At 68.2% G+C, this 23,281-nt stretch carries 22 protein-coding genes and 1 tRNA gene; 9 read left to right on the top strand and 14 right to left on the bottom strand.

Annotation, left to right across the window (positions count from 1 at the left end; all coding sequences use genetic code 11):
* Positions 1–208: 208 nt before the first annotated feature.
* Entirely contained in the window at positions 209–469 is a 261-nt protein-coding gene (locus FHR56_RS04570) for a hypothetical protein (protein ID WP_160947840.1), read from the bottom strand.
* Positions 470–714: 245 nt separating this feature from the next.
* Positions 715–1,428 (bottom strand): DUF2306 domain-containing protein, encoded by a 714-nt coding sequence (locus tag FHR56_RS04565; RefSeq protein WP_202407041.1) that lies wholly within the window; start codon positions 1,426–1,428, stop codon positions 715–717.
* 74 nt (positions 1,429–1,502) lie between these two features.
* Here FHR56_RS04565 and FHR56_RS04560 point away from each other — a divergent pair, with 74 nt between their 5' ends.
* A complete protein-coding gene (locus FHR56_RS04560) occupies positions 1,503–2,462 on the top strand; it encodes an AraC family transcriptional regulator (RefSeq protein ID WP_202407042.1) in 960 nt (319 codons plus the stop codon).
* 243 nt (positions 2,463–2,705) lie between these two features.
* Here the strand turns inward: FHR56_RS04560 and FHR56_RS04555 are convergent.
* The 3 genes from FHR56_RS04555 to serS form a co-directional block, all read right to left on the bottom strand.
* Positions 2,706–2,795 (bottom strand) — tRNA-Ser (locus FHR56_RS04555).
* 208 nt (positions 2,796–3,003) lie between these two features.
* Positions 3,004–3,993, bottom strand: coding sequence for a LysR family transcriptional regulator (locus FHR56_RS04550; RefSeq protein WP_160947841.1), 990 nt, complete (start codon positions 3,991–3,993; stop codon positions 3,004–3,006).
* A gap of 382 nt (positions 3,994–4,375) precedes the next feature.
* Positions 4,376–5,656, bottom strand: a complete 1,281-nt coding sequence (gene serS / locus FHR56_RS04545) for a serine--tRNA ligase (RefSeq protein ID WP_160947842.1) — start codon at positions 5,654–5,656, stop codon at positions 4,376–4,378.
* 131 nt (positions 5,657–5,787) lie between these two features.
* Here serS and FHR56_RS04540 point away from each other — a divergent pair, with 131 nt between their 5' ends.
* Both FHR56_RS04540 and FHR56_RS04535 read left to right on the top strand, forming a co-directional pair.
* Positions 5,788–6,441, top strand: coding sequence for an energy transducer TonB (locus tag FHR56_RS04540; RefSeq protein WP_184502419.1), 654 nt, complete (start codon positions 5,788–5,790; stop codon positions 6,439–6,441).
* Between the two features lie 106 nt (positions 6,442–6,547).
* Positions 6,548–6,808, top strand: a complete 261-nt coding sequence (locus FHR56_RS04535) for a hypothetical protein (RefSeq protein ID WP_184502624.1) — start codon at positions 6,548–6,550, stop codon at positions 6,806–6,808.
* A gap of 66 nt (positions 6,809–6,874) precedes the next feature.
* Here the strand turns inward: FHR56_RS04535 and aroA are convergent, their stop codons facing one another.
* From aroA to serC, 4 genes are all read right to left on the bottom strand, one after another.
* Entirely contained in the window at positions 6,875–8,188 is a 1,314-nt protein-coding gene (gene aroA, locus FHR56_RS04530) for a 3-phosphoshikimate 1-carboxyvinyltransferase (protein WP_184502418.1), read from the bottom strand.
* A 103-nt stretch (positions 8,189–8,291) separates the two neighbouring features.
* Positions 8,292–8,651 (bottom strand): hypothetical protein, encoded by a 360-nt coding sequence (locus FHR56_RS04525; RefSeq protein ID WP_160947845.1) that lies wholly within the window; start codon positions 8,649–8,651, stop codon positions 8,292–8,294.
* A 107-nt stretch (positions 8,652–8,758) separates the two neighbouring features.
* A complete protein-coding gene (pheA, locus tag FHR56_RS04520) occupies positions 8,759–9,916 on the bottom strand; it encodes a prephenate dehydratase (protein WP_160947846.1) in 1,158 nt (385 codons plus the stop codon).
* A gap of 78 nt (positions 9,917–9,994) precedes the next feature.
* Positions 9,995–11,080: a 3-phosphoserine/phosphohydroxythreonine transaminase gene (gene serC / locus FHR56_RS04515; RefSeq protein WP_184502417.1), complete on the bottom strand. Its 1,086-nt coding sequence runs from the start codon at positions 11,078–11,080 to the stop codon at positions 9,995–9,997.
* Positions 11,081–11,234: 154 nt separating this feature from the next.
* On the opposite strand from serC, the gene msrP reads away from it, so the two are divergent.
* Both msrP and msrQ read left to right on the top strand, forming a co-directional pair.
* A complete protein-coding gene (gene msrP, locus FHR56_RS04510; RefSeq protein WP_160947848.1) occupies positions 11,235–12,203 on the top strand; it encodes a protein-methionine-sulfoxide reductase catalytic subunit MsrP in 969 nt (322 codons plus the stop codon).
* Positions 12,204–12,351: 148 nt separating this feature from the next.
* Positions 12,352–12,981, top strand: coding sequence for a protein-methionine-sulfoxide reductase heme-binding subunit MsrQ (msrQ, locus tag FHR56_RS04505; protein ID WP_160947849.1), 630 nt, complete (start codon positions 12,352–12,354; stop codon positions 12,979–12,981).
* Here the strand turns inward: msrQ and FHR56_RS04500 are convergent.
* A complete protein-coding gene (locus FHR56_RS04500; protein WP_160947850.1) occupies positions 12,950–13,750 on the bottom strand; it encodes an FHA domain-containing protein in 801 nt (266 codons plus the stop codon). The two genes, msrQ and FHR56_RS04500, sit on opposite strands and share 32 nt — an antisense overlap.
* Before the next feature lie 116 nt (positions 13,751–13,866).
* Here FHR56_RS04500 and FHR56_RS04495 point away from each other — a divergent pair, with 116 nt between their 5' ends.
* Entirely contained in the window at positions 13,867–14,142 is a 276-nt protein-coding gene (locus tag FHR56_RS04495; RefSeq protein WP_160947851.1) for a polyhydroxyalkanoic acid system family protein, read from the top strand.
* 329 nt (positions 14,143–14,471) lie between these two features.
* Here FHR56_RS04495 and FHR56_RS04490 read toward each other — a convergent pair whose 3' ends face one another.
* On the bottom strand, positions 14,472–15,191 hold the full coding sequence (locus FHR56_RS04490; RefSeq protein WP_160947852.1) for a hypothetical protein: 720 nt from the start codon (positions 15,189–15,191) through the stop codon (positions 14,472–14,474).
* 87 nt (positions 15,192–15,278) lie between these two features.
* Between FHR56_RS04490 and FHR56_RS04485 the strand changes: the two genes are divergently transcribed.
* The 3 genes from FHR56_RS04485 (at position 15,279) to FHR56_RS04475 (ending at position 18,524) form a co-directional block, all read left to right on the top strand.
* Positions 15,279–16,544, top strand: coding sequence for a patatin-like phospholipase family protein (locus tag FHR56_RS04485; RefSeq protein ID WP_160947853.1), 1,266 nt, complete (start codon positions 15,279–15,281; stop codon positions 16,542–16,544).
* Positions 16,545–16,665: 121 nt separating this feature from the next.
* Positions 16,666–17,316: a phasin family protein gene (locus FHR56_RS04480; protein ID WP_160947854.1), complete on the top strand. Its 651-nt coding sequence runs from the start codon at positions 16,666–16,668 to the stop codon at positions 17,314–17,316.
* Positions 17,317–17,516: 200 nt separating this feature from the next.
* On the top strand, positions 17,517–18,524 hold the full coding sequence (locus tag FHR56_RS04475; RefSeq protein ID WP_184502416.1) for a restriction endonuclease: 1,008 nt from the start codon (positions 17,517–17,519) through the stop codon (positions 18,522–18,524).
* 232 nt (positions 18,525–18,756) lie between these two features.
* On the opposite strand, the gene FHR56_RS04470 is transcribed toward FHR56_RS04475, so the two are convergent.
* From FHR56_RS04470 to FHR56_RS04460, 3 genes are all read right to left on the bottom strand, one after another.
* Positions 18,757–20,745 carry an SDR family oxidoreductase gene (locus tag FHR56_RS04470; protein WP_160947855.1) on the bottom strand — a complete coding sequence of 663 codons (1,989 nt, stop codon included), beginning with the start codon at positions 20,743–20,745 and terminating at the stop codon, positions 18,757–18,759.
* Positions 20,746–21,050: 305 nt separating this feature from the next.
* Complete coding sequence (hutC, locus tag FHR56_RS04465) at positions 21,051–21,782, bottom strand: histidine utilization repressor (RefSeq protein WP_160947856.1); 732 nt, start codon at positions 21,780–21,782, stop codon at positions 21,051–21,053.
* A 52-nt stretch (positions 21,783–21,834) separates the two neighbouring features.
* Positions 21,835–23,232, bottom strand: a complete 1,398-nt coding sequence (locus FHR56_RS04460; protein ID WP_160947857.1) for a formimidoylglutamate deiminase — start codon at positions 23,230–23,232, stop codon at positions 21,835–21,837.
* Between the last annotated feature and the right edge of the window lie 49 nt (positions 23,233–23,281).

Below are 23,281 nucleotides of genomic sequence, written 5' to 3'. Positions count from 1 at the left end.
CAAGCACCAATCTGGAAGCTCGGCGCGACGGTAGCACCGGGCTGCAAAAAAATGCAACCTGCAACTGAATGGAAGCCAATTAATAATTCTATCTACAGATGTCGTTCGGCAACACCGTTCATGGCGCTCCCGGGCCAGCATCAAGTGTCTCGTGAATCATCATCGAGCCCTTCCAGGGCCCACGTCATGACGATCGTGCCGCATCCATTCAACCACGTGCTTCAGGGCCCGCCTGGGCAGGCCATAAAGTCACTACCGAATCTGCCGCGACCACCCCCATTGCATACCTTCGACAGATGAGCGCATCGAATCCACGTTCCTTTCGCCACGACATCTCTACTTTTTGCTGACCAAGAGATCTTTCAGCCATCTTGCTGCGCCACTTTTCATCCCAAAATGGCCCATTTAAAACGACATGAAAATCATGGCGCAAAATCACAACCTGCTCGATGCTTACTAAAAAAATCACCACCTTGTGGATCGTGATCGATTATCACACTGGAAGCGATCTGAAAAATAGATCAATCGCGTTTCGCCGAATAAAGATTTAACCGACACCCACTAGAACAAACAGCCTCACGGACTCACCCCGCCAAAATGCACATAACCCAGCGTCGAACTACACACGCATGCATTCAATGCATGGAGATGCCAGCGTCATTCGTCACCAACGAGCCGTCGATTACCAATTGACCGATCCCTCGAATCGGATGCCTATTCTGACCGCTTGAAATCGGGACCAACGTCGTCTCGCTCGAGGACCGACGGTGAAGCTCTAATCAGCCACTCGGCGGCCAGAAGGTTCGGTAGCCAGCATAACCAGGCAATCGCCCGATAGGCCAGGACAAATTCGATGCCCAGGATAAACGTCGAGAAAGGCAGGTAAAGACGCAGCGTCACCGCAGACAGGGTCAAGGCGAAAGAGCGCATCATCCAGTGCCGATGCTCAGCCAGCCGACCTGTCAGGACCTTGCGTAACGCGATGGCCGTTGTCGCCATCCAAGCGATTCCAAGCGCACCAAACCCCGCGCCAGCGACAGGGCCGGTGGAGATGCCGGCGGCAAGAAACAGCGCGGAGACGCCTCCGACCATGCAGCCCGCGACATAGACGCGTCCGGTCGCCCGATGCCACCCCGGGTGACGCAGACGAAGACGGCGAACGAACTGGAATGGCCCGCAGAGCAGCGCCGTCGCGGCGCTGGTCGCGTGCACGATCAACCATGGATGCACATGCCGGTTGGCTGCGACCCCAGGCGGCACGGGACCTCGGTCGAACAGATAGCGATAAGACACCAGGGCCACCGCGCCGCTCAACACAGCGAGCACGCCCCATGCGTAGCTCGACCGTCTGGATTTCACTGTCGTGCTTGCCTGCGACCGATACGCCGAATTCATCATGCTGCTTCTCAAGGAGAAAAACGCGGCCATCGGCCGGACTTCAAGCCGCGGCGGCCCACCACGTCTTTCAGGTGCAACAATATCGTTGCCGCGCAACCGAACCCATGTTCGATCGTCGAAACATCTATCGCTATCGTCCAGACATGACCGATCCGCTTTCCGACATCCTCACCCTCGTTCAGCTCAACTCGTATGGATTTCGCGGACTGGATGCAGGGCGCGACTGGGGACTGCGTTTCCCGCCAGCCGACGGCATCCGATGCTTTGCCATCGATTCGGGGGAGTGCAGGCTCGCGATGCAGGACGCCGACTTTCCGATTGCCCTGGAACCGGGTGATGTGATTCTTGTGAAAGGAGGCGCCGCCATGCAGCTATATGCAGGCACGCCTTTGACGTGGCAAGACGCCATCCCCTTCCTGACCCAGGTGCCGCCTGGCCACGTCGCTGAACTCAACGGCGGCGGCGTGTGTCGAGGCATCGGGGGGTTCTTTTCGTTACGCGGCCACCATGCCGCGGCCATCCTTGCAGCCGTACCGCCCGTGGTCCACATTCGGTCCCAGGACCACAAGGCGGCGCTTCAAGCCAGCGTACGGCGGCTCATCGTCGAACTGCGCGAACCTCGGCCAGGCAGCGATCTGCTCGCTGGACACCTTGCGCAGGCGCTCTTGATCGAGGCCTTGCGCGCCCATCTGGAGACAGGCCGGCAGCAGATGGGATGGCTCGCCGCGCTGGGCGTGCCCTCACTCAATCGTGCCCTGAGCGCCATGCACGCGAACGTCAGTCATCGCTGGACGGTCGCAGAATTGGCTGCTGCCGCACGGATGTCGCGCTCCAGTTTCGCCGCCCATTTCGAGCGCGTCACCGGCGAGACGCCGATGGATTATCTGACCCGGTGGCGCATGGCCCTGGCGTCTCATCGCCTGCTGACGTCCACCCTGTCCGTCGGCGCGATCGGCGTTTCCGTCGGTTATTCGTCCGAAAGCGCGTTCGCGGTTGCATTCAAGCGCAGCTTCGATGCGTCGCCCAGCCAGTACCGCGCGCAATCGGTGCCGGCCAAGCCTTGAGGTTGTGATGCCTCCAGGACGTAAATGCTGCGGAGGTCCTGCTCCGCTAGATCGCCAGGTGTCCCGCCCTTGGGCTCTGCAGCCTTTCGCGGTTCGCAAATCGACACGCACACGTGGGACGAACGACCAGCGGCCGGTGGACGACCGGTTGAAATGATGTGGGACGCGCATGCGAGCGCTTCTTCTGCATCCTTCCTGCCTCCCAACCAAATCAGACATTCAAATCAATGGCTTGGAAGCGAATGGCGGAGAGAGTGGGATTCGAACCCACGGAAGGTTTGACCCTTCGCCGGTTTTCAAGACCGGTGCCTTAAACCGCTCGGCCATCTCTCCGTTTGCGAACGCGGCGGTGCTGCGGACGAGCGTCGCAGCCGCTTGAAGCGCAACGTCGCAGGAGTGCGACGCTACTGTGCCTGCCCCGTTTGAGGCGATCGCTGCCTCTAACGACACGATGCAGCACGACCGGGCCACAAACACAGGCGCGCATTTTCGCACGCCCGCGTCGGTTTTGCTCGGCCAGCGTGCCCGGCCGGCGTCTCGATCAACCCGCCTCGACCGCCATCGCGCCCAGGGTCGAATGCTTGGCCTTGGTGCGTTCGGGGCAGTTGCCGCCGCAGTCCAGGCGCGAGGCTTCGATCTGGCGCGGCAGGTGTTCGGCGAGGAAGTCGATGAACACGCGCACCGCCGGCAGCAGGCCGCGGCGCGAAGCGAACACGGCGTGGCAGATGCCCTGTGGCAGCGACCACTCCGGCAGCACCACTTCCAGTTCGCCGTTGCGCACGGCTTCGGCGCAGACGGTCTCGGGCAGCAGGGTGATGCCGAAGCCGTCCTTGACCATGGACTGCAGCAGGGGGAAGTCGAAGCCGGCCACGCGCGGCTGCAGGTCGACGCGGCGCACTTCGCCGGCCGGGCCGTGCAGTTCCCAGCGCTGCCGCGCCTCGTCCTCGCTGATGCTGAGGGTGACGTGCGAGGTCAGTTCCTCGGGGTCCTTGGGGCGGCCGGCGCGGTCCAGGTACTTGGGGCTGGCGACCAGCAGTTCCTGGACTTGGCCGAAGCTGCGCATCACCAGGCTGCCGTCGTCGTCCAGGCGCGAACGCACGCGCAGGGCGACGTCGTAGCCTTCGTTGATGATGTCGACGCGGCGGTTGCTGATGTTCAACTGCAACCGCACCTTGGGGTACTGGTCGAGGAACATCGGCAGCAGCTTGGGCAGCTGCATCTGCGCAAGCGACACCGGCACGCTGACCCGCACCAGCCCGCGCGGCTCGGCGCTGAGCCGGTCGACCACTTCGCGCGCAGCCTGCGCCTCGGCCAGCATGGTCTGGGCATGGCGATGCACGCTCATGCCCAGGTCGGTGACGGCGAAACGGCGCGTGGAGCGCTGCAGCAGGCGCACGCCCAGATCGCTCTCCAGCTGGCTGATGCGGCGGCTCAGGCGCGACTTGGGGATGCCCAGGGCGCGTTCGGCGGCGGCAAACCCGCCGTGGTCGACCACCATGGCGAAGTAGTACAGATCGTTGAGGTCGTGCATGTTCTTTCGATATTTAGAACGATGGGGACAATCGGATCCGGTTCATTCTACTCCCACAACGATTTGCGCTGCAGGGACGCCGGTCGCGCTCGCAGGACGCAGGCACGCCTGGACGACGCAGGGTAACCCTGGCCGGGCTAGCGCGAAGTGACGGGTGCGAGGTCTGGTGCACGCGGGACGCCGTTTGCGGCGAGTGCTGCATGGCGTGCATGGGCGGGCAGGCAACTGCCCTGCCCCGCCAGGTCGACAACATGCAGGTGCACAGCGCGTCGCGTGCGACATGGGCAATCAAGCCCGTACGCGCAGTCGCACGCAGCGCGTCGCCGCCACAACAGCGGCGACGCCAGAGGATCGCCCGGAGCCGATGCCCGGGTCGGCGCAATCAGCCGATCCGCTCGGCCCCGCCCATGTACGGGCGCAGCGCGTCGGGTACGGTGATCGAGCCGTCGGCGTTCTGGTAGTTCTCCATCACCGCGATCATGGCGCGGCCGACCGCGGTGCCGGAGCCGTTGAGCGTGTGCAGCAGCTCGGGCTTGCCGGTGGCCGGGTTGCGCCAGCGCGCCTGCATGCGCCGCGCCTGGAAATCGCCGCAGTTGGAGCAGGAGGAGATCTCGCGATAGGTCTGCTGCGAGGGCAGCCAGACTTCCAGGTCGTAGGTCTTGCTGGCGGAGAAGCCCATGTCGCCGGTGCACAGCAGCATCTTGCGGTACGGCAGGCCCAGCGTTTCCAGCACCACTTCGGCGCAGCGGGTCATGCGCTCGTGTTCGGCGGCGCTATCTTCCGGGCGGCACACGCTGACCAGTTCCACCTTCTCGAACTGGTGCTGGCGGATCATGCCGCGGGTGTCGCGGCCGCCGCTGCCGGCCTCGGACCGGAAGCACAGCGAGTGCGCGGTCATGCGCAGCGGCAAGCGCTCGGCCTCGACGATCTCGTCGCGCACCAGGTTGGTCAGCGAGATCTCCGAGGTGGAGATCAGGTAGCGCTTCTGTTCGCCCAGCGCGGTGGCGAACATGTCTTCCTCGAACTTCGGCAACTGGCCGGTGCCGTACAGGCTGTCGGCGTTGACGATCACCGGCACGTTGGTTTCCTGGTAGGCGTGCGGGCCGGTGTGCAGGTCCAGCATGAACTGCGCCAGGGCGCGGTGCAGGCGCGCGATCGGCCCGCGCAGCACGGTGAATCGCGCGCCCGACAGCTTGGCCGCCGCCTCGCCGTCCAGCCAGCCGTGGCGTGCGCCGAGTTCGACATGGTCCTTGACCTCGAAATCGAAGCTGCGCGGGCTGCCCCAGCGCTGCAGTTCGACGTTGTCGGCCTCGTCCTTGCCGGCCGGCACGTCGGCCTGCGGCAGGTTGGGAATCTCCAGCGCCAGCGTCTCCAGCTGCGCGCGGATCTCGTCCAGGCGCTGCTCCGAGGCCTTCAGCTCGTCGCCGAAGCCGGCCACTTCGGCCATCAGCGCGGTCACGTCCTCGCCCTTGGCCTTGGCCTGGCCGATCGCCTTGGAACGGCTGTTACGCAGGCTCTGCAGTTCCTGGGTCCGCACCTGGATGCGCTTGCGGTCGGCCTCCAGGGCCTCCAGGGCGGCCACGTCCAGCGCATAGCCGCGGCTGGTGCGCAGGCGCTCGGCGAGGTCGGCGGGCTGTTGGCGAAGCAGAGCGGGATCGAGCATGGGCGCGGGGTGCCAGGGGAACGAACCGAGGATTATCGCCTGTCCGTCGCGGTTTTGCCGACCCGCGCCCGCCGCGGCGCACGATTCACCGCGGCTATGCCAGAATCGGGCGGTTCCCCACGGTGAGCCCCATGTCCACGTCGCCTTCGTCTTCCAAGCCCGGCATCGTGCTGCACTTGCCGCGGCGCCTGCTCGCGATCGTCGGCATCGCCTTCGTCGCCGGCCTGCTGCTGTTCCTGATGGTGTGGCTGGTCGGACGCAAGGACAACGATTTCTACAAGCCGCAGCCAGCGCAGGTGCAGCAGGAGACCGAACAGGTGAAGCCGCTGCCCGAGCCGCTGCCGGCCGGCAGCGCAGCCAGCAGCATGCCGCAGGCCAAGCCGGCGCCCGCCGGCGACGCGCCGAAGCTGGTGGAGACCGCACCGGCAGCGCCGCCGACCACGGAAGCACCGGCGCCTACCGCAGGCAGCGATGGCGCCGGCAACACGGCCACCGCGCTGGCCCCGGGCGACCGCCCGGTGCCGCTGGAAGGACAGACCCCGCCGCCGCGCTATCCGCCGGCGGCGCTGCGCCGCGGCGATGCCGGCACCGTGGTGGTGCGGGTCGAGGTCGACGCCAGCGGCGCGCCCGCCGGCGTGGCCTTGGTGCGGCGCAGCGGCTCGCGCGACCTGGACCGCGCGGCGATGGAGACCGTGCGCCGCTGGAAGTTCCGCCCCGCGCAGCAGAATGGCCGCGCCGTACCGGCCAGCATCGAGATCCCGTTCGACTTCAAGCCGGGCCCCTAACTGAACCGGCACCCGGCCGCGCGGGCAGCGTTCACATGGGGGTGACACCACCGGCACGGGTCTTGGGCGACACTGGCATCGCTCCCAAGGCACCGGAGTTGCCGCCATGCCCACCCCGTACAAGTCGACACAGCCGCTGGATGCGTGGAAGCGCTCGGCCCGCCCGTCGTCTGCGCGCCGGGAACCGCACGCACGGGCCGACCGCGGCTCGCCCTGGGCCTGGATGATCGTGATCGCCCTCGCCCTGGCGATCGCCGGCTGGTGGCTGGCCATGGACCGCGCCGACGACACCAGCAGCTACAGCTATCGCGCCGACGCGCCCTCGACGCCGACGAACGATCCGCCGCGTCCGCAGCCGTCGCACTAATCGCGCACATCCGGGCGTGATGCTTGCGCCGGCCGCGTCCACACGCGGCCGGTGTAGTGAACGCGTTTACGCTGTGCGCAACCCGAATCCAGCACCACGCGCCAGTGTGTCGAACCCCGGGAACGAGGTGGCCACGTTCGCCACGTCCTCGATCCGCACCTCGCCCTGCGCCAGTTGCCCCGCGATGGCGAAGGCCATGGCGATGCGATGGTCGCCGTGGCTCTCGATGGTCCCCGCACCCAGCGTGCCGCCGTGGATGGTGGCGCCGTCCGGGGTCTCGTCGACAACGATGCCCAGACTGCGCAGCCCGGTGGCCATCGCCGCCAGGCGGTCCGACTCCTTGACCCGCAGCTCCGCCGCGCCGCTGACCACTGTCTGGCCTTCAGCCGCGGCCGCGGCGACGAACAACGCTGGGAACTCGTCGATCATGTCCGGCACCACGTCCTCCGGAATCCGCGCACCGCGCAGCGGCGCGTAGCGCACCCGCAGGTCCGCCACCGGCTCGCCGCCGTGCTCGCTGTGGTTGTGCTCGACGATGTCTGCGCCCATCAGCCGCAACGCGGCGAGCAGGCCGGTGCGGCGCGGATTGAGCCCGACCGCCTTCAGGGTGATGTCGGAGCCGGGAATGATGCTGGCGGCGACGATGAAGAACGCCGCCGAGGAGAAGTCCGCCGGCACGGCGATATCGGTAGCGCGCAGGCGCTGGCCGCCGCGCAGGCGCGCCTGGCCGGGCGCGAACGTGATATCCACGCCGAACGCGGAGAGCATGCGCTCGGTATAGTCGCGGGTGGGATGCGGTTCCTGCACCGAGGTGACGCCCTCGGCATAGAGCCCGGCCAGCAGCACCGCCGACTTGACCTGGGCACTGGCCACCGGCGAGACGAAGTCGATGCCGCGCAGCGGTTGCCCGCCATGGATGCGCAGCGGCGGCACGCCATTGGCCTCGGTGTCGATGCGCGCCCCCATCAGCGCCAGCGGCTCGGTCACCCGACGCATCGGCCGCTTGGACAGCGACGCATCGCCGACCAGCAGGCTGTCGAACGGCTGCGCCGCGAGCAGCCCGGCAAGCAGGCGCATGCCGGTGCCGGCATTGCCGCAGTCCAGCTCGCCCTGCGGCGCCTGCAGCCCATCCACGCCCACGCCATGCACGATGCGCTGCGACGGCGACGGCGTCTCGATCCGCACCCCGAGCCGCGCGAAGATCGCAGCGGTCGAACGCGTGTCCTCGCCCTCGAGAAACCCCTCGATCCGCGACGTGCCATCGGCCAACGCCGCGAACATCACCGCCCGGTGCGACACCGACTTGTCCCCCGGCACCGTCAGCGTGCCCTGCAGCGCAGTGCCGCGCGTTGCGATCCAGCCTTGCTCGTTGCTCATCATCGTTCCTGAAAGTCCAACCACCCGAAGATCCACTACCACTCAGACGACACTGCCGCCGTTACCGCGCGCTTGCACTACCACGGCGACGCCCGCCCCCACTCCATCACCGCTGTTGCTGTTGCTGTTGCTGTTGCTGTTGCTGTTGCTGTTGCCGCAGTTTTGCTGTTGCCGTTGTTCTTGCTGTTGCTCTCAATCCCCCGTGAGGGCTGGCGGACACGGTGGGTAAAACCCCGTGAGGGGCGACGCGCAGGATGCGCGTCGTTTTCGGCAGGCACATGGATGTGCCTTCCGAAAATTCCCGTCGTGTCCGCGGACCCCGCGCGCAGCGCGAGGCAGCCCGCCCGGGGGTGTGTTTCTTTTGGTTACTTTTCTTTGCACAAGCAAAGAAAAGTGACTCGCGCAAAGCGCGAAAGCTGTTGCTGTTGCTGTTGCCGTTAAAGCTCTTGCTGTTGAAAGGATTCATTTCTCAGGGAATGCCCCGTCGCGGCTGAAGCCGCTCCTACAAATGGACATCTCCTCGTGACCAAAGCGCCTCGCCTCGGTCAGAGCCAAAGCAACCGCGCAACCACCTCAAGGCACCGCCACCGGATACGACCCCAACACCTTGATCTGCGCCGAATGCGCCTTCAACTCCGCCAACGCCAACTTCATCGCCTCATCCTCCACATGCCCCGCCAGATCGATGAAGAACCCATATTCCCACTTCGCCTGATGCGATGGCCGCGACTCGATCCGGTTCATGCTGATCCCATGCCGCGCGAACGGACTGAGCACATCGAACAACGCACCCGGCTTGTCGTGGATGAACACCAGCACCGACGTGCGATCGTGCCCCGACGGCGGGAAGATCTGCCGCCCGATCACCAGGAAGCGCGTGGTGTTGTCCGCGTCGTCCTCGATCGACTTCATGATGACCTTCTTCAGCGCATACACGTGCGCCGCGCTCTCCCCGCCGATCGCCGCCGCGTCGTCGGCGTTGCGCGCGCGGCGCGCGCCCTCGGCGTTGCTGGAGACCGGAATCTTCTCCACCTTGGGCAGGTTCGCGCGCAGCCAGCCGGCGGTCTGCGCGAACGACTGCGGATGCGCGTAGATCCGCTCGATCGCGTCGAGCCGCCCGCTGCGCGAGAGCAGGAACTGGTGCACGCGCAGCTCGGTCTCGCCGCAGATCTTCAGGTTGGAGGTGAGGAACATGTCCAGGGTGACCTGGATCGTGCCCTGCCCCGAGTTCTCCACCGGCACCACGCCGAAGTCGGCGTTGCCGCTTTCCACTTCCTGGAACACTTCCTCGATGGTGGCCATCGGCAGGCCCACCGCCGAGCGGCCGAAGTGCTTGAGCACCGCCTGCTGGCTGAAGGTGCCTTCCGGACCCAGGTAGCCGATCTTCAGCGGCTCCTGCTGCGCCAGGCACGCGGACATGATCTCGCGGAACACGTGCACCAGCACTTCGTCGCTGAGTGGGCCCTGGTTGCGGTCCACCACCATGCGCAGCACCTGCGCCTCGCGCTCGGGGCGGTAATAGTCCACCGCCGCGGCGAGCTTGCCCTTGGCCTTGCCGACCTGGTGCGCGAACTGCGCGCGCTCGGCGATCAGCGCCTGGATGGTGCGGTCGATCTCGTCGATCTTGGCGCGCACGTCGGCCAGGGCCGGCGTGGCGGCGGATTTCGCGGATTTCGCGGACTTGGCCGGCGTGGCGTCGGCGGCGGGGGATTTCTTCGGCTTTGCGGCCATGGATCGGGGTTCCTCGGTGGTCCGGATCGCCGGCGCGATCCGGTCGCGGCTGACGCCGCTCCTACAAAAATCGGCGACTCAGCCGTGGCGCTGCTGGAAGTCGCGCATGAACGCGACCAGTGCCTGCGCGCCGGCCAGGGGCATGGCGTTGTACAGCGACGCGCGGATGCCGCCGACCGCCTTGTGGCCCTTCAGCGCCAGCAGGCCGGCCGCCTTGGATTCGGCGACGAAACGCGTGGTCAGCGTCTCGTCCGGCAGGAAGAACGGAATGTTCATCCGCGAGCGCACCGACGCGGCGACCTCGTTGCGGTAGAAGCCGCCGGAGGCGTCGATCGCCGCGTACACCAGCGCCGACTTGGCCTGATTGCGCGCGGCGAACGCCTCCACCCCGCCCTCGGCCAGCATCCACTTGAACACCAGCCCGGCCAGGTACCAGTTCCAGGTCGGCGGGGTGTTGAGCATGGAGTCGCGCGCCACGTGCGAGCGGTAGTCGAAGATGTCCGCGCGCGGCTGGCCGGCGCGTTCGAGCAGGTCGCGGCGGATGATCACCACCGTGACGCCGACCGGGCCGAGGTTCTTCTGCGCGCCCGCATAGATCAGTGCGTACTTGGACACGTCGATCGGCTCGGAGGCGATGCTGGAGCTGAAATCGGCGAACAGCGGCACCGCGCCGACGTCGGGCGTGTCGCGGAACTCCACACCGTGGATGGTTTCGTTGGCGGTGATGTGCACGTAGGCGGCATCCTCGCGCAACTGCCAGTCGGCGCGCGGCGGGATGTCGCGGAAGCCGCCGGCCTCGCTGCTGGCGGCCACGTGCACGTCGACGTAGGGCCCGACCTGCTTGATCGCGGTCTTGCCCCAGTGCCCGGTCACCACGTAGTCCACGGTCTGCCCGGGCGCGGCGAAGTTCAACGCCAGCAGCGCCTGCTGGTTAGTGGCGCCGCCGGCCAGGAACAGCACCGCGTAGTCGTCGGGAATGCCGATCAGCCGGCGCAGGTCGGCGTCGGCCTGTGCCGCCACCTCCATGAACTCGGCGCCGCGGTGGCTCAGCTCCACGATCGAGGCGCCCACGCCGTTCCACTCCAACATCTCCGCCTGCGCCTGGCGCAGGACCGATTCCGGCAAGGCAGCGGGGCCGGCACTGAAATTGAACGCGCGCGTCATGGGGCACCTATCGGACAGGACCCCTAGTATGCCGCAGCGCAACAGCTTGCGGCCCGGGCAATTTAGGTTGCATTTGCATCCATTCGCCCTGCGCATGCGTAGTCTGTGTTGAAGTCCCCGCCACTGCTCGCCCCCTTCGCTCCAGGAGTCCGCCATGTCGTTGCGCGATGCCCTCTCCGTCCCCAGCCGCGAGATCACCGACGAGGCGGTCTACCGCGACCGGCGGCGCCTGCTGCAGGTCCTGGCGCTGACCCCGGTGGCCGGCTTGGTCGGCTGCGCCGATGCCGAGCCGCCGGCCCCGCCCAAGACCGTGGTGACCCCGGAGCAGGCGCGCAGCGGGTTTCGCACCAACGAGGAGCTGACCCGCTACGAGGACGTGACCAGCTACAACAACTTCTACGAGTTCGGCACCGACAAGACCGATCCGTCCAAGGCGGCCAAGACCCTGCGCACCTCGCCGTGGTCGGTGAAGGTGTCCGGCGAGTGCGAGAAGCCCGGCACGCTGTCGCTGGACGACCTGCTCAAGGGCCACACGCCCGAGGAGCGGATCTACCGCCTGCGATGCGTGGAAGGCTGGTCGATGGTGATCCCGTGGCTGGGCGTGCCGCTGGGCGATGTACTCAAGCGCTTCGCGCCGACCTCCAAGGCCAAGTATGTCGCCTTCACCACCCTGGCCGATCCGCAGCAGATGCCCGGCATCCGCTACAGCTCGATCGACTGGCCGTACAAGGAAGGCCTGCGCATCGACGAGGCCATGCATCCGCTGACCCTGCTCGCCACCGGCCTGTACGGCAAGCCGCTGCCGCAGCAGAACGGCGCGCCGCTGCGGCTGGTCGTGCCGTGGAAGTACGGCTTCAAGAGCATCAAGTCGATCGTCGAGATCCGCTTCGTCGAGCGCATGCCGGAGACCGCCTGGCACGAGTTGCAGCCGTCCGAGTACGGCTTCTTCTCCAACGTCAATCCGGCGGTGGACCACCCGCGCTGGAGCCAGAAGACCGAGCGGCGCATCGCCGGCAAGGCCAGCAAGCTGTTCGCCGAACGCATCCCCACCCGCCCGTTCAACGGCTATGCCGACCAGGTGGCGTCGCTGTATGCGGGGATGGATCTGAAGAAATGGTATTGAGGAGAGGCTGGGAATGGGGAACTGGGAATGGGGAACTGGGAATCGGGAATGGGAAAAGCGCGGCGCCTGGTGGTTGCATCGCGCGAAGGCTGGAATCGCAGTCGGCGTGCCGCGTGGCACCTGTGCCAACACGGCGCGATGACGGGACATGGCTAAGACTTCCGCTTCGCTGATCGCTGCCAAGGCGGTGGTGCATACGCTGGCGCTGGCGCCGATGGCGTATCTGGGCTGGCAGCTCTGGCAGGTGTGGCAGACCGGCAGCGATGCGCTCGGCGCCGATCCGGTGGCCGAGGTCGAGCACCGCACCGGGCTGTGGGCGCTGCGGCTGTTGCTGTTGACCCTGGCGATCACGCCGCTGCGGCAGTTGACCGGGCAACCGGTGCTGCTGCGCTTCCGGCGCATGCTCGGGCTGTATGCGTTCTTCTACGCGACCGTGCATCTGGCGGCCTACCTGGGGCTGGACCTGCGCGGCTACTGGACGCAGATCTTCGAGGAGATCGTCAAACGCCCCTACATCACCGTGGGCTTCCTCGCCTGGCTGCTGCTGGTGCCGCTGGCGATCACCTCCACCCAGGGCTGGATGCGCCGGCTCAAACGCAACTGGGGCAAGCTGCACAAGGCGATCTACGCGATCGGCGTGCTCGCCGTGTTGCACTTCTGGTGGCTGGTGAAGTCGGACATCCGCGAGCCGCTGCTGTACGCGGCGATCCTGGCGGTGCTGCTGGGCTGGCGCGGCTGGCGGGCGCTCAGCGCGCGCCGAACCACAGCAGGCCGCTGAGCGCGGCGGCCAGCAGCAGGGCGCTGAGCAACAGCCACGGCCAGCGCCGCGCGGTGGCCGGACGCGGCGCCACCGCCGCCGGCGTCAGCGCCAACGCGGCCAGTGCCGGGTCGTCGCGCAGCGGCTCGGCGCCGACCACCTGCGGCACTTCCAGCACGAACCGGTGCTGGGCATCGAACACCACCTGGTCGCCGGGCTGCAGCCAGCAGCTGCGCACGGCGATGCCGTTGACCTGGGTCTGCGCATCGCCGAAGCCGCGCAGCAGCACCCGCTCGCCATGCCGTTCCAGGCGCGCGTGCTGCTCGGCGCAGGCCGGATCGTCGATGCGGATATCGCACTCGCGCAGGCGGCCGATGCTGCGCACCCGGTCAACGGTGAAACTGCGGCCATGGTGCGGACCACCGACGCCGCGCAGCACCAGCCGCGGATCGTCGTGCTCGGCCTCGCTGACCTCGGGCAGCCGGTGCAGCGGCTCGCACTTGCCCTGCACCACCATCTCCACGCCGTCGGCGTAGATCGCGTCGCCGGCGCGCAGCAGGGCCATGCGCCGTACCGGGCGGCCGTTGACGTGGATCCCACGGCTGCCGTTGGCGACCTGCAGCCACAGGCCACGCCGGTCCAGGCAGAACTGCGCCAGCAGCAACGCGCCCTGGGTGTCGTCGACCACGCTGACCTGGCCGGAGGCCAGCCGCACGATGCGATGCACGCCCGCGCGCAGGGGCCGGTCGGGATGTTGGCGGTTGCTGAAATGGAGTTGCAGATCGTGCACGGCGGGCAGCCTAGCAGGTTGCCTGCGTGCGCAGAAGCGCGCGTGCTGGACAATGCACCGCGCATACGCACAATGCCTGATCGTTCACGTGGGCAGCCGCCCGCACAGGAGCCAGCATGTCCAGCATCGACATCCGCCACGACCACACCAAGACCCCCGCGCAGGCCCGCAAGGCCATCGAAACCGCCGCCAAGAAACTGGCCGAGCGTTTCGATCTGGAATCGCATTGGGATGGCGATTCCTTGCTGTTCTCGCGCTCGGGCGTGGACGGACGCATCGAACTGCTGCCCAAGCAGGTGCACGTCACCGCCGAACTGGGTTTTCTGCTGTCGGCGATGAAGGGCACGGTGGAAAGCGAGATTCGCCGGGTGCTGTCGGAAAAGCTGGGCTAAGTGGATCGAGCCACTCTCCCGCCGGGAGAGGGATTGGGGTGAGGGTGCGGCGCGAAGCGACTCGCCGAGGTTGGAACACGTGCTGCCCGTACCCTCATCCGCCCCTGCGGGGCATCTTCTCCTGGTCGGAGAAGGAAAAGCGCTAGCCCCTCTCCCGCCGGGAGAGAGGTTGGGGTGAGGGTGCGGCGCGCAGCGACTCGCTGAGGTTGGAACACGCGCCGCCGTACCCTCATCCGCCCCTGCGGGGCATCTTCTCCCGGTGGGAGAAGGAAAAGCGCTTGCCCATCTCTCCTCGGGAGAGGGGTTGGGGTGAGGGTCCGACCGCCCGGTCACTCCAACGCGAACGGATCCGGGTCGCCCGCAAACAATCGCCGCGACACGGCGCGCTCGGTGGTCTCGATATCGCCGATGAACCCCTCGGCATCGCCCAGCTTGGAGAACGCGTCGAAGCCGCGTTCCAGAAACCCCTGCAACTCCGACAGCCCCGCCGCCTTGGCCGGGCCGCGGGCGAAGCGCAGCAGCATGCGCACGCCGGGCGTGTGCACCGCGCTGGCCAGGCCCAGGCCGACGCGGGCGATCAGATCGATCTGGCGCTGGCGCAGGCGCGGCAGCCCGGTCTGCCGATAGGCCTGGGCATACAGCGCCTCGTCCAGGCGTTTGCGCCGCGGCGCCAGGGCCTGCAGCGCCTCGGCCATGCGCAGATCCAGGGCGTGGGTCAGTGCGCCCAGGCCGATGCCGTCGGCCACGGTCTCCAGCAGCGAGGCCGGCATCAGCCGCTGCATCATCGGCAGCACCTTGACGATATCGGCATCGCGGCGGCTGAAGTCGCGGTCGCCATAGACATCGGTGAGGAAGAACATCGCCGCCGGGCGCCGCTGCGGATCCTCCAGGAAATGCTCGAAGCTGCGTTCCAGCCGTTCCGATTGCCAGCGCCGCAGTTCCTGCAGCCAGCGCAGCGCATTGCGCGGTTCGCGCGCGGGATCGTGCAGCGCCTGGTGCCACGCCAGGCGGCGGCCGAGTCGTTCCAGGACGGGATTGCTGCGCGCCATGGCCGCCGATGATGGTCGCAGCCCGGCACGACCGCAAGCGTCACGGCGCTCGGCTACACTCGCGCCACTGCCTCCTGCGGACCGCGCATGCTTTCCCTCCACAGCGCCTCGCCCCGTCCCCATTCCAACGGCCGCATCGGCCTGGCCATCGCCGGCGGCGGCCCGATCGGCGGCATGTACGGCCTGGGTGCGCTGCGTGCGCTGGACGAGGCACTCGACGGCCTGGACCTGACCCGCCTGGATTGCTACGTCGGGGTCAGTTCCGGCGCCTTCCTCACCGCCGGCCTGGCCAACCGGGTCAGCAGCGCCGAGATCTGCCGGATCTTCGTCACCGGCAACAGCGACGATGCGCACTTCCGCCCGGAAGACTTCCTGCGGCCCAACGTCTACGAATACCTGCGCCGCGCCGCGACCCTGCCGCGGCTGGCCTACGGCTGGTGGCACGACCTGCTCACCGAACCGCGCAAGACCCGCTGGTCGGACCTGATCACCCGCTTCGGCGGACTGGTGCCCAGCGGCCTGTTCGACAACGCCGGGGTCGAGCGCTTCCTGCAGGACGTGTTCAGCCGCCGCGGCCGCAGCAACGATTTCCGCGAACTGGGCACCAACCTGTTCGTGGTCGCGGTGGATCTGGACAGCGGCGGCACGGTGCGCTTCGGCGAGCCGGGCATGGACCACGTGCCGATCTCGCTGGCGATCCAGGCCAGCGCGGCACTGCCGGGGCTGTACCCGCCGGTGCAGATCGACGGCCGCCATTACGTGGACGGCGCGCTGCGCCGCACCATGCACGCCTCCACCCTGCTGGAGCGCGGCATCGACCTGATGATCGGGATCAACCCGCTGGTGCCCTACGACGCCACCCACGCGCCGCGCCGCAATGGCCGCGTCGACCGCGCGCGGTTGCTCGCCGGTGGCCTGCCGGCGGTGCTGTCGCAGACCTTCCGCACCCTGCTGCAGTCGCGCATGCAGGTGGGGCTGGAGAAGTATGCGCGGCAGTACCCGCAGGTGGACCAGTTGGTGTTCGAGCCCAACGCCGACAATGGCGAGCTGTTCTTCACCAATCTCTTCAGCTACGCCGCGCGCCACCGCGTCTGCCAGCTCGCCTACCGCAACACCCTGTCGGACCTGCGCCGCAATGCGCAGACGCTGGAGCCGCTGCTGGCCGCGCACGGCATCGCGCTGCGCCACCAGATCCTCAACGACCGCAACCGCACCTTCCTCGACGGCGTGGACGTGCAGCCGCGGCGCATGACCGAGACCACCGCGCGCCTGCGGCGTGCGCTGGACGACGTCGACCAGGTCATCGCCGGCCGCCGCGCCACGCGCCGCACCCGGCGTTCGCCGCCGGCGTAGCGAAGGCCGCGCCGACCAACGGTGTCGTCCGCGTACGCCACGCGCACGCTGGTGTGATTACTCTAAGCAACCTCCCGAGTCTCGATCTCCGCCACTCACCCGCCGAAGGAACCGCACCGTCATGGCCACTCTGAAGAAATCCGCGCGCAAGAAGCGCAGCACCGCCCCTGCCGACGACACCCTGCAGGCGCAGGCGGAGAAGCTGTCCAAGCGCCTGGGCGAATCGGCACAGCAGGTCTGGCTGGCCGGCGTCGGCGCCTTCGGCCGCGCCCAGGCCGAAGGCGGCAAGCTGTTCGAGACCCTGGTGAAGGAAGGGCTGAACCTGGAGCAGAGCACGCGCAAGCTGGCCGGCGGCGGCGTCGACGCGGTGCGCGATGCGGTGGAGAACCGGGTCGGCCAGGCCCGCGAGCGCGCCGCCGACACCTGGGACCGCCTGGAGAAGGTATTCGAGGACCGCGTGCAGCGCGCCCTGCGCCGCCTGGAAGTGCCCAGCCGCGAAGACCTGGGCGCGCTGATCGAACGCGTGGACGCGCTCAATGGCGAACTGCGCCATCTGCGTGGCGGCCGTGGGCCGCAGGCGTCGGGCAAGGCGCCGGCAGCGAAGAAGACCGCCAAGAAGACCGCCGCAGCGCAACCCGGCACCGCCAAGCGCGCGGCACCGGCGCGCCGACGCGCCGGCCCGGTGGTCGCCAAGGTCGCGCCTGCCGGGAGCGCGAGCGCGCCCAAGCGCGCCAGCCGCAAGCGCAATGCGGTGCCGACCCCGGCCGAGTAACCGGATTGTTGCAAAGCAGCACCTTTTTCCAGACAATCGAAACGGACCCGCCAGTCCATCAGAAGACCGTTTGCTCCCCTCCCCTCTCGGCTTCGGACTGGCGGGTCTTTTTTGTCCGCCTTCCACCGCTGTCGCCTTGCCGGCGCCGTGACACGCTGGCGATACACTGACTTCTTTATGGCGCGTGTGCGGGTGCGAGCATGTTTTCCTGGATAGCGGCAGCGCTCTTGGCGGTCGCGGCATGGCTGGCGGCCAGCCTGTACCTGTGGCTGGTGCGGCGCCGCGAAAACGAGACCATGGCCGGGTTGCATGCACTGGCCGGCCTGCACTGGCGCGATTTCTCCTACATGGTGCGGCGCGCGATGCGCGAGCAGCGCGATCTGCAGGATGCGACCGTCGACGAGCACGCGAGCCAGGAACCGCAAAGCGACTTTGTGATGACCCGCGGCGACGCACGCTGGCTGCTGTCGTGCAAGCACGGCCGGGCGTATCGGATCGGCTCGGCCGCGGTCAACGAACTGGGCGCGGCGGCGCGGCTGATGGGCGCACAGGGCGGCATCCTGATCACCGAGGGCAAGGTGCAGCGCGACGGCATCGCCGCCGCGGAGAAGCAGGCGGTGGAAATCCTCGACGGCCGCCGCATCTGGCCGATGCTCAAGCCCTACCTGCCCAGCGAACTGGAAGACGGCGTGATCGGCGCCAGCCGGCGCCGGGCGCAGCGCCACATCGCCATCGCCGGCCTGGCATCGCTGGCCCTGGGCGTGGTGGTTGGCGTCGGCGCGATGGCGCTGCAGCAGCCCGCAGAGCCGCCGGCCACGGTGGCCACCCCGGTGCCGGCGACTCCGCCTACGCCGGCCGTTGCTGCAACCCCCACCCAGGCCGCGGCTACGCCGACGGCCACGCCCGCCGCGCCGCCCCAGCCGACACTCGACGACGCCGGCAATCTCGCCGAACCCGACCCTGCCACCGAACAGCGCAACCGCCAGGCCCTGTCCAAGGCCCTGGCCGGCACCCCGGGCGTGATCCGCGGCATCTGGCAGACGCAGATGACCCTGGTGGTCGACCGCAGCGGCGACGACGCCCAGGTGTGGCCGCGCATCTGCAAGGAAGTGGAGCGCTACCCGTCCCTGCGTACCGTGCGCATCCAGCTCAACCCCCGCCCCGGCCGCGAGGAGCCGGTGCGCTGGCGGCAATGTAGGACGTTTTGATAGGGCGGGATTGGGGAGTTGGGATTGGGGATTGGTAAAAGCGGGTCGCTGCGGCGTTTCTCCAGGTCGGCTTCCTTCTGAGGAGAGGCAGCGCCGCGCTCACCGCGACCACTGCCTGTCCTTCCGCCTCCCAGCGGAACAGCAGCAGGACCCTAGGCCACGCAAACGCGGATCCGATATCGCGGACCTGCTTTTGCGAATCCCCAATCCCGACTCCCCAATCCCCGCCCCATCACCAATGCACCCCCCGCATCAGCGCAGCAAACGCGATCTGCTCCTGGCTCGGCTTGGTCTCGCGTAGCGCCTTGCGGTCGCCCTTGGCCGCGGCCGAGTCCGGGAACAGTTCGAAGGCGGTGTTCATCACCACTTCGTAGGCCTTCGGCGCCACGGCGTTGACCAGGGCGGCGAAGATGCCCAGGCGCGTGGCCACGCGGCTGGGGCGTTCGATGATCGCCTTGACCATCAGGTCGGCGGCCTCGTCCACGCTCAGCGTCGGCACGCTGTCGTACATCTTGGTCGGGGCGATCATCGGCGTCTTCACCAGCGGCATGTTGACCGTGGTGAAGCTGATGCCCTTGCCCGACAGTTCGCCCTGCGCGCAGCGGCTCCAGGCGTCCAGCGCCGCCTTGGAGGCGACGTAGGCGGAGAAGCGCGGCGAGTTGGCCAGCACGCCGATCGAACTGACGTTGATGATGTGGCCCTTGCGCCGCGCAGTCATGCCCGGCAGCACGCCCATGATCAGGCGCAGGCTGCCGAAGTAGTTCAACTGCATGGTCCGCTCGAAATCGTGGAAGCGGTCGTAGCTCAGTTCGATCGAGCGGCGGATCGAGCGGCCGGCGTTGTTGATCAGCACGTCGACGTGGCCGTGCGCCTCCAGCACGGTCTTCAGCAGGCGGTCGCAGTCGGCCAGATCCGACAGGTCGGCGGTATAGGCGAAGACCTTGCCGCCCTTGGCGTTCATCGCGTTGCGCGCGGCGTGCAGTTCCTGCTCGCCGCGGGCCACGATGACGGTGATGGCGCCGGCCTCGGCGACGCGCTGCGCGGTGGCCAGGCCGATGCCGGAGGAACCGCCGGTGATCAGCACCACCTTGCCGCGGACCTTGCCCTTGAGCGAACGGTCGACGAACAGGTCCGGGTCCAGGTGCCGTTCCCAGTGGTCCCACAGGCGCCAGGCATAGTCTTCCAGCCGCGGCACGGCGATGCCGCTGCCCTTGAGCGCGCGCTCGGTCTCGCGGCTGTCGAAGCGCGTGGGATAGGTGATGAACTTCAGCACCTCGCGCGGGATGCGGAAATCGCGCAGCAACATGCCGGTGAAGCGGCGGATCGGCGGCAAGCTGCCGACCGCGGCGCGGATGCTCGAGGGCACGAACGCGAACATGCGCGCGTCCACCCGCAAGGTCATTTCCGGCGCATGGCCGGCGCGGCAGAACACGTTGAGCACCTCGCCCACGCGCAGCGGCTCGGGGTCGGTGAGGTGGAAGGTGTGGCCGTCGAGCTTGGGCTTGTGCGCGATGTGGTCCATCGCGTCGGCGACGAAGTCCACCGGCACCAGGTTGATCCGTCCGCCCTCGATGCCCAGCATCGGCGCCCACGGCGGCAGCAGCTGGCGCAGCTTCTTGATCAGCGGGAAGAAATAGTACGGGCCGTCGATCTTGTCGATGGCGCCGGTACGCGAATCGCCCACCACCATCGCCGGGCGGTAGATGCGCCACTTGATCCGGGTCTCGGCACGCACCAGCGCCTCGGCGTCGTGCTTGGTGCGCAGGTAGGGATCGTCCAGCCCCTCGGCTTCCTCGAACATGTCCTCGCGGAAGATGCCCGGGTACAGCCCGGCCACTGCGATCGAACTGGTGTGGTGGAAAATGCCGGCGCCGAGCTGCGCCGCCAGTTCCAGCGCGTTGCGGGTGCCGTCGAGGTTGGCGACGCGCTGTTCCTCGGCCTTGGCGGTGAGGTCGTACAGCGCGGCCAGGTGGAAGAAGTGCTTGACCTTGCCGTGCAGCGCCTTGCGCTGCGCCGCCGACAGCCCGCAGTACGCGGCAGCGACGTCGCCGTGCAGCACCACCAGGCGCTTGGGGTCCCAGCCCTGCTCGCGGACCAGCGCATCGAACTTGCGCTGCGACTCCTTGCGCAGCAGCACATGCACGACGCCCTTGCGCCGCATCAGCTTGGCCATCAGGTAGCGGCCGATGAAACCGGTGGCGCCTGTCACGAAATACGTCATGCCGAACCATCCCTCGTTCCGCGGCCATGGCCCCTCGCCCGGCCCCGGCGCTAACTTGCCAGAGTGCGGCAAGCAGGACAAACCCAAGCTGGCGTATGGCGAACGTGCGGCATCGCAGCATCGCGCAGTGCAGAGGCCACTGCGGGCACCTCATCACGTGTGCTCGTCGCGCGTCGTGCTGCGTCCTGAAAGAGCGGCGTCGGCCACAACGGCCTTCCATGGACACCTTCGTCGCGGCTGAAGCCGCTCCTACGCGATGCTTCCCGACGCACGTGAGTTGCCTGCAATCGCCGTAAGCGCCAGGCTCAGCGCGCGCCGGGCGAGAACCGTGCGACCAGGTCGTAGGTGTCGCCGAGAAACACCTGGCGCACGAAGGTCACCGCCTGCTCGCCGCGCCAGGTGCGGCGGTCGATCAGCAGGCAGGCGGTGCCGGCCGGCACCTGCAGGCGCGCCGCCTGCGCGGCGCTGGCGCCGACCGCGCTGATGCGGTGCTCGGCGCGGGTCCACGGCACGTGCTGCAGCAGCCAACTGCCGGGCACGGTCACCGCGAAGTCCATCTGCAGGGCCTCGGGCACCGCCACCGGGTTGATCACCCGTTCCTCCAGCGCGAACGGGCGGCCATCGGCGTAGTGCAGGCACTGCAGCGCCAGCAGGCTGCCGCCCGCGGCGACCTCGGCCTCCTGCGGCAGCGACGCGCGCGGCGCGCGCTGCTGCCGTTCCAGCAGTTCGAAGCGATAGGCATGGCCGCGCGCGGCGACCTCGACCGGGATGTCCGGGATCTCCAGCGCGACCTGTTCCATGTGCGGGTGCGGCCGCGCCACGAACGAACCGGCGCGGCGCCGGCGTTCGATCATGCCGGCGTCGGCGAGCAGCGCCAGCACCTTGTTGACGGTCATGCGCGAGCAGCCGTACTGCGCCATCAGTTCGTGTTCGAACGGAATGCGATGGCCCGGCGGCCACTCGCCGCTGCGGATGCGCGCCTCGATGTCGCGGCGAATGCGCTGGTTGAGCGGCAGCATCGGTGCAGCGAGACTCATGGGCGCTCCGTGCTGCGGCGATCGGTGCACGACTCCACGCGATCCGCGCGCCTCATGCGTCCAGCAACCGGGTCAACGCACGCGCATAGCGCGCGGCGACGGCGTCGCGCTGCAGGTGGCGGCCCTCGCGCACCAGTTCGCGGCCGTGGCGCCAGACCGAACGCACCGCGCCGCCGCGTGCGGCGAACAGCCAACTGTCCAGCCAGGCGTCGCCGTGGCGCGCCTGCAGTGCCGGATGCGCGGCGTCCAGTTCGACCAGATCGGCCGGTGCGTCCACGTACAGGCCCTGGGCCACGCCGAGCGCCTGCGCCGCACCCTGCGCAGCGGACTCGAACAGGAAGCGGCCGCTGGACAGCGCGGTGTCGCCGGTCAGCACGTTGCGCCCGCGCAGGCTCAGGCGCTGACCATATTCGAGCAGGCGCAGTTCCTCGGCCGCATCGATCAGCACGTTGGAGTCCGACCCCACGCCGAAACGGCCGCCGGCGCGCACGAACGCGGGCATCGGGAACAGGCCGTCGCCGAGGTTGGCCTCGGTGATCGGGCACAGCCCGACCACGGCGCCGCTGGCGGCGATGCCCTGCACTTCGGCGGCGTCGACATGGGTGGCGTGGACCAGGCACCAGCGCGCATCCACCGGTGCGTGCGCCAGCAGCCATTGCACCGGGCGCTGCCCGCTCCAGGCCAGGCAGGCGTCGACCTCGCGGGTCTGCTCGGCGATATGGATGTGCACCGGGCCATCGCACAGCGGCAGCAGCGCCGCCAGTTCGTCAGGGGTGACCGCGCGCAGACTGTGCGGGGCCAGGCCCAGCACCGCATCGTCCAGCCCCTGCAGGGCGCGGCGGCTGCCGTCCAGCAGCGCGGCGAAGCCGTCCACGTCGTGCAGCAGGCGCTGCTGCGCCGGGTTCGGCGCGGCGCCACCGAAGTCGGCGTGCGCGTAGAACACCGGCAGCAGGGTCAGGCCGATGCCGCTGGTCTGCGCCGCGGCGGCCAGGCGCTGCGCCATCTCGGCGCGGTCGGCGTAGGGTCGGCCGTCGGCGGCGTGATGCACGTAATGGAATTCGCCGACCCGGGTGAAGCCGGCCTCGAGCATCTCGACGTAGGCCTGCTCGGCGATGGCCTGCAGATCGTCCGGGTCCAGCCGCTGCAGGAAGCGGTACATCAGCTCGCGCCAGCTCCAGAAGCTGTCGCCGCTGCGTCCGCCGATCTCGGTGAGCCCGGCCATGCCTCGCTGGAAGGCGTGGCTGTGAAGGTTGCCCAGGCCCGGGACCACGATGTCCAGGCGCTGATCGCCCGGTGCCGCGGCCACGCCGCTGTCCACCGTGTCGATGCGACCGCCGCGCACGCCGATGCGTACGTCGCGCGCCCAGCCCTGCGGCAGCAGCGCGTGCGCGCACCAGAATTCGCCCGATCCCTTGTTGCCGCTGGCCTGCTGCTGCGCCTGGGTCTGCACTGGACACCCTCCATCGACCACAATATTGTATATACAAAATAACCGACGA

The sequence above is a fragment of the Xanthomonas sp. F10 genome (genome assembly GCF_014206815.1).
In the GTDB taxonomy this organism is placed as follows: domain Bacteria; phylum Pseudomonadota; class Gammaproteobacteria; order Xanthomonadales; family Xanthomonadaceae; genus Xanthomonas_A; species Xanthomonas_A indica.
Note: the sequence above shows the minus strand (reverse complement) of the source record. Positions and strands in the feature narration are given on the sequence as shown.

Excerpts from the sequence above, each read along its gene's own strand:
- FHR56_RS04490 (WP_160947852.1), bottom strand. The coding sequence starts at position 15,191 with ATGGCGCGCAGCAATCCCGTCCTGGAACGACTCGGCCGCCGCCTGGCG.
- hutC (WP_160947856.1), bottom strand. The coding sequence starts at position 21,782 with ATGAGTCTCGCTGCACCGATGCTGCCGCTCAACCAGCGCATTCGCCGC.
- aroA (WP_184502418.1), bottom strand. The coding sequence starts at position 8,188 with ATGATGAGCAACGAGCAAGGCTGGATCGCAACGCGCGGCACTGCGCTG.
- FHR56_RS04525 (WP_160947845.1), bottom strand. The coding sequence starts at position 8,651 with ATGAATCCTTTCAACAGCAAGAGCTTTAACGGCAACAGCAACAGCAAC.
- FHR56_RS04480 (WP_160947854.1), top strand. The coding sequence starts at position 16,666 with ATGGCCACTCTGAAGAAATCCGCGCGCAAGAAGCGCAGCACCGCCCCT.
- FHR56_RS04560 (WP_202407042.1), top strand. The coding sequence starts at position 1,503 with ATGTTCGATCGTCGAAACATCTATCGCTATCGTCCAGACATGACCGAT.
- pheA (WP_160947846.1), bottom strand. The coding sequence starts at position 9,916 with ATGGCCGCAAAGCCGAAGAAATCCCCCGCCGCCGACGCCACGCCGGCC.
- FHR56_RS04470 (WP_160947855.1), bottom strand. The coding sequence starts at position 20,745 with ATGACGTATTTCGTGACAGGCGCCACCGGTTTCATCGGCCGCTACCTG.
- FHR56_RS04540 (WP_184502419.1), top strand. The coding sequence starts at position 5,788 with ATGTCCACGTCGCCTTCGTCTTCCAAGCCCGGCATCGTGCTGCACTTG.
- FHR56_RS04550 (WP_160947841.1), bottom strand. The coding sequence starts at position 3,993 with ATGCACGACCTCAACGATCTGTACTACTTCGCCATGGTGGTCGACCAC.
- serC (WP_184502417.1), bottom strand. The coding sequence starts at position 11,080 with ATGACGCGCGCGTTCAATTTCAGTGCCGGCCCCGCTGCCTTGCCGGAA.
- FHR56_RS04475 (WP_184502416.1), top strand. The coding sequence starts at position 17,517 with ATGTTTTCCTGGATAGCGGCAGCGCTCTTGGCGGTCGCGGCATGGCTG.
- FHR56_RS04495 (WP_160947851.1), top strand. The coding sequence starts at position 13,867 with ATGTCCAGCATCGACATCCGCCACGACCACACCAAGACCCCCGCGCAG.
- FHR56_RS04535 (WP_184502624.1), top strand. The coding sequence starts at position 6,548 with ATGCCCACCCCGTACAAGTCGACACAGCCGCTGGATGCGTGGAAGCGC.
- FHR56_RS04485 (WP_160947853.1), top strand. The coding sequence starts at position 15,279 with ATGCTTTCCCTCCACAGCGCCTCGCCCCGTCCCCATTCCAACGGCCGC.
- FHR56_RS04565 (WP_202407041.1), bottom strand. The coding sequence starts at position 1,428 with ATGGCCGCGTTTTTCTCCTTGAGAAGCAGCATGATGAATTCGGCGTAT.
- serS (WP_160947842.1), bottom strand. The coding sequence starts at position 5,656 with ATGCTCGATCCCGCTCTGCTTCGCCAACAGCCCGCCGACCTCGCCGAG.
- msrQ (WP_160947849.1), top strand. The coding sequence starts at position 12,352 with ATGGCTAAGACTTCCGCTTCGCTGATCGCTGCCAAGGCGGTGGTGCAT.
- msrP (WP_160947848.1), top strand. The coding sequence starts at position 11,235 with ATGTCGTTGCGCGATGCCCTCTCCGTCCCCAGCCGCGAGATCACCGAC.